Source organism: Coleofasciculus sp. FACHB-712 (assembly GCF_014695635.1).
Taxonomy (GTDB): Bacteria; Cyanobacteriota; Cyanobacteriia; order Cyanobacteriales; family FACHB-T130; genus FACHB-T130.
Map to the genome: position 1 here is coordinate 1 of NZ_JACJOQ010000622.1, position 3,627 is coordinate 3,627.

Here is a 3,627-nt window from a genome sequence, read left to right on the forward strand (position 1 = left end):
CGCCCAAGCGTGGAGGAATCCGGCGGGGGTCAGTAACTTTTTAGGGGCGAAATAGGCGATCGCTAACAAAACTGTATTCAATCCCACTGCAACTAACCAGGGATTGAAAGAATTAATGGTAGAGAGCATCTGTAAAAATCTTGAATTTATAACACTCTTTCACAATACTCTCGTCCGTGAGAGAGGCGCAAAAAGGAACCCCAAGTGAAGGATGTATGTATTAGCGATATCACCCTTGATCTTCGCTTGCAAGTAAAGCGCCGCAAAAGCACAGCACTCAGAATATTACCGATGAACCCAACAATCTTTCATCTTGCTTTTCCCATCTCCGATGTTGCCCAAGCGAAAGCCTACTACGCTGATGGACTCGGCTGCCAAGTAGGACGTGAAACCCGCGATGCCTTAATTCTGAATCTCTACGGTCATCAGCTGGTAGGTCACGTTAGCAAAGAACCGATTATCCCGCAACGAGGGATTTATCCCAGACACTTTGGGCTGGTTTTTACATCAATTGCTGACTGGGAAAGCTTGCTAGAACGGGCACAACAGCGACGGTTGCACTTTTATCAGCAGCCGAAACATCGCTTTCCCGGTCAACTCACCGAACATTGCACCTTCTTCCTCGAAGATCCGTTTTATAACCTGATGGAGTTCAAATATTACTCTCATGCCGAGGCAATTTTCGGGGTTCGGGAGTATGCCGAGATTGGCGATTCCCATTAGGAGACGCTACGCGATCGCGCTTCAGTGGTTCTAAAAGTGCCTTCTCCACAGCCTTAACCCCCTTAGCATCTGTAATCATCCACGGGTGCAGCAATACTGGCACCTGTAGATTTTGACCGACGGGCATTTCCGAACTATTCGGTGGCAGAATGATTAAATCAAAAGGCGTCCAGATCGAGGTGAAATTCACCTGTTCCAGCATCGCCACATCCCGATTCAAATCTTGTAGAAAAGCGCTATCAGGGCGCATCTGAACGCAGCCAATCCCATTGTGAAAGTAGCCCGCCCACGTTCCGTGGTTGGGTGCTGATATGGTAATAAAACGCTGCACCCGGTTAATGCCCCCTAGTCGCTGCACGTAGTAGCGGCTAACGATGCCTCCCATACTGAAGCCGACCAAATCAAATGGTTGGTCGGGTGCAAAGGTCTTGGCAACGTAATCAGCAACCTGCTGTGCTAGAGAGTCCAGACCCATCGCACCATTATTGGGGGTGAGGCTGAGGTCGTATACAGACCAGCCTTGCTGTGCCAGGTAAGGAGCCATTTTATGGAATACAGCAGCCGTATCGTTGATGCCGTGAATTAGCAATACAGGATTGCGCTTAGGGGCACTGTTCATTTTGCCAGGAATTAATCTCATATAATCCCAGCTTAGACACGAGCGATCGCGGCTGGGGTTGGTTTAGGACAGCCTGTCGAGTGGCTGTGGCTTAAAATCTGAGATTAATGTAAATTCTTGCAACAAAAGAGCGTTTTCCAGAGCTAACTGGCTGGGTAACTGTACTTACTAAAACAAAATTTGTAAATTTTTGTAAAGAACTATCTGGGAATCTTGCGTTTGTCCGCCGTAAAACTTCATAATCCGATCTGGATCGCAAATTGCAACGATAGAAACGCTTTGTCCATATTGTAAAGCGGCTGCTTTCTGAGCTGAGCAGTTGAGCTTATCCTTGGCGATACCAGTCTTGCATCAAAAATAGAATAGCTTGCTCCAATGTTTCGGGAATCAGTCAACATCGTCATTTAAATCTCAGGAGTAATACTAAATGTTTGGTTTTATCAAAAAATTGTTGGGCGGCATTACCGCTTTCATTGGTGGAATTTTTGGCTCTAAGAAATCTGAAGGAAACGAGGCTGCTGCTCTTCCTCGTAAGAAGTCTGGTGGATACTACATGGAGCTAGAAGAGTCCAAAGACGCAAAACCAGCGGCACAAGAGAGCCAGAAGAAGCCAGAACCAGTCAAAGCCCAAACATCAGAATCGAAGAAGCCGGAACCCGCGAAGGCATCTGCATCCGCTTCTAAATCTGCGTCTAATGGACAAAAAGATTCATCGAAGCCTCAAGCAACCCCAGAACTTGTAGGGGCTGCATCCAAGAATTCATCAAACTCTAAAGAAGTCTCAGAACCGAAAGAAATTGCTCAACGGCCCCCAGTAGAGCTAATTCAGACGGCTGAAGGTGTTGAGGCAGTAGTTGCTGAGAAACCAGCAGCACCGATTAACGGCAAGGGTCAAAGCCAATCCGATACCACGTTTGCTCCGAAATACTTGAATCCAATTTCTAGCTCTAATACTCGTCGGCGTCCCGGTCCCAGCATGAGCAACTTCATGGACATGGCGCGTCAGGTGAAAAAATAATTAAAAATTAAAAATTAGCAGGCTTGTTGTCTAATTTTTGATTTGCTTTTTAATTCTTTGACCCTCTGAGGAAAACCAGCCCACTGTACAGTTGGAAAGCTGGGTCCCAGAGGGTTTCTTCGCGCCGAAATAAGTCGATATGAGATTTGAGACTTTTTAGAATTTCTGTGCGATCTAGGGCAGTTTGAGCAAAATCTGTAAAATCTGCCCAAATCGGCGTCTGGGGCAAATGTCCTTCTAGAAAATGAAGTAAATTGTTCCAATGACTGCGGTTAGTCGCTTGATTGGGTTGAGTCGGCTGTGGATTGAAGGAAATCCCCTGCCCAAACTGGTAGTTGCTATCGCAAAGGCGAAGAATACTGTGTCTGGAAGGAAGATGCAAGTCGATCAATTGGGCATAGTCTTGGGTTTGAGTTTTCCATTGCAGTTGGCGACGGGCATCTTGGTCGATGACTTCGCCAAAAATGGGTAAGAGTCCTTGGACTTGTTGTCTGACTTCTGACCAGTTAAAGGTCAAGGAACCAGTCTGCCCATGTTCGTTTTGGCAAACGATGCTAGGTGGGGAAGCCGAAAGGAAATGGCTGACGCGAAAAACGTTAAGTTTCCGAACATCTGCAAGGTTTGCCCAGAAGTTGGGAATTTCGGCTTGCTGCATCTGTTGACTGTAGAATCGCAGTTCTCCTACCGGACCAGTTCGGTACAACCGCCAGCCGCGACTGGGAAGTTGTAGCCGTGCGGTGTAAGGGTCTATCTGCACGATTCGAGCTAACTGTTGGGCGGCGACCTGTTTCTTTTCAGCGCTAACGGCTTCTAGAACTAAGACGCCTGCTTCTGTGTCTTCTGGGGCGGCGGTGGCTTGAGCGATCGCGTCTCGTCTTTTTTGTTGGGCGATCGCTTCTATACGTCCCAATCCTTGACGAGCTTGAGTCATAATCTTGGGATTGGTGGTTTCCCGTAACAGCTGCCGATAGGCATTTTCTGCCGCCTCCAACTTGCCCGTTTCTTCGTACAGCCGTCCCACATAAAACTGTACTAAGGGATTTTGCGGCATCTGTTTTACCAGATGGTTGAGTAACCAGGCAACGGTTTTATAGTCTTTGCGCTCGAAAGCTTCCGCAAGTTGTTCAAGCATTACAGTAATAAAAAAAATAACAATTAAAAATTAAAAGTTGAAGCATCCTTCATTTCTAATTGTGCATTGAACCGTAGCTTAAATCTCTCTAATTTCTGATTCCCATGCCGCTGCTACCAGAGATAAGGCGACCAT

General features: G+C 46.9%; 4 protein-coding genes and 1 pseudogene. 2 read left to right on the forward strand and 3 right to left on the reverse strand.

Annotation, left to right across the window (positions count from 1 at the left end; genetic code table 11):
- A pseudogene (locus tag H6F50_RS27355) lies at positions 1-129 on the reverse strand (TIGR00297 family protein); the annotation flags it as partial.
- 162 nt (positions 130-291) lie between these two features.
- Here H6F50_RS27355 and H6F50_RS22890 point away from each other — a divergent pair.
- Entirely contained in the window at positions 292-723 is a 432-nt protein-coding gene (locus H6F50_RS22890) for a VOC family protein (protein ID WP_190430473.1), read from the forward strand.
- Here H6F50_RS22890 and H6F50_RS22895 read toward each other — a convergent pair.
- Positions 653-1,342, reverse strand: coding sequence for a triacylglycerol lipase (locus tag H6F50_RS22895; protein WP_190412740.1), 690 nt, complete (start codon positions 1,340-1,342; stop codon positions 653-655). The genes H6F50_RS22890 and H6F50_RS22895 overlap by 71 nt on opposite strands.
- A 427-nt stretch (positions 1,343-1,769) precedes the next feature.
- Here H6F50_RS22895 and H6F50_RS22900 point away from each other — a divergent pair, with 427 nt between their 5' ends.
- A complete protein-coding gene (locus H6F50_RS22900) occupies positions 1,770-2,360 on the forward strand; it encodes a hypothetical protein (protein WP_190412739.1) in 591 nt (196 codons plus the stop codon).
- A gap of 49 nt (positions 2,361-2,409) precedes the next feature.
- Here H6F50_RS22900 and H6F50_RS22905 read toward each other — a convergent pair whose 3' ends face one another.
- Positions 2,410-3,492 carry a tetratricopeptide repeat protein gene (locus H6F50_RS22905; protein ID WP_190430474.1) on the reverse strand — a complete coding sequence of 361 codons (1,083 nt, stop codon included), beginning with the start codon at positions 3,490-3,492 and terminating at the stop codon, positions 2,410-2,412.
- Positions 3,493-3,627 lie beyond the last annotated feature (135 nt).

What these genes read in the sequence shown, in the direction of transcription:
- H6F50_RS22890 (WP_190430473.1), top strand. Translation starts at nt 292, where the DNA reads ATGAACCCAACAATCTTTCATCTTGCTTTTCCCATCTCCGATGTTGCC.
- H6F50_RS22895 (WP_190412740.1), bottom strand. Translation starts at nt 1,342, where the DNA reads ATGAACAGTGCCCCTAAGCGCAATCCTGTATTGCTAATTCACGGCATC.
- H6F50_RS22900 (WP_190412739.1), top strand. Translation starts at nt 1,770, where the DNA reads ATGTTTGGTTTTATCAAAAAATTGTTGGGCGGCATTACCGCTTTCATT.
- H6F50_RS22905 (WP_190430474.1), bottom strand. Translation starts at nt 3,492, where the DNA reads ATGCTTGAACAACTTGCGGAAGCTTTCGAGCGCAAAGACTATAAAACC.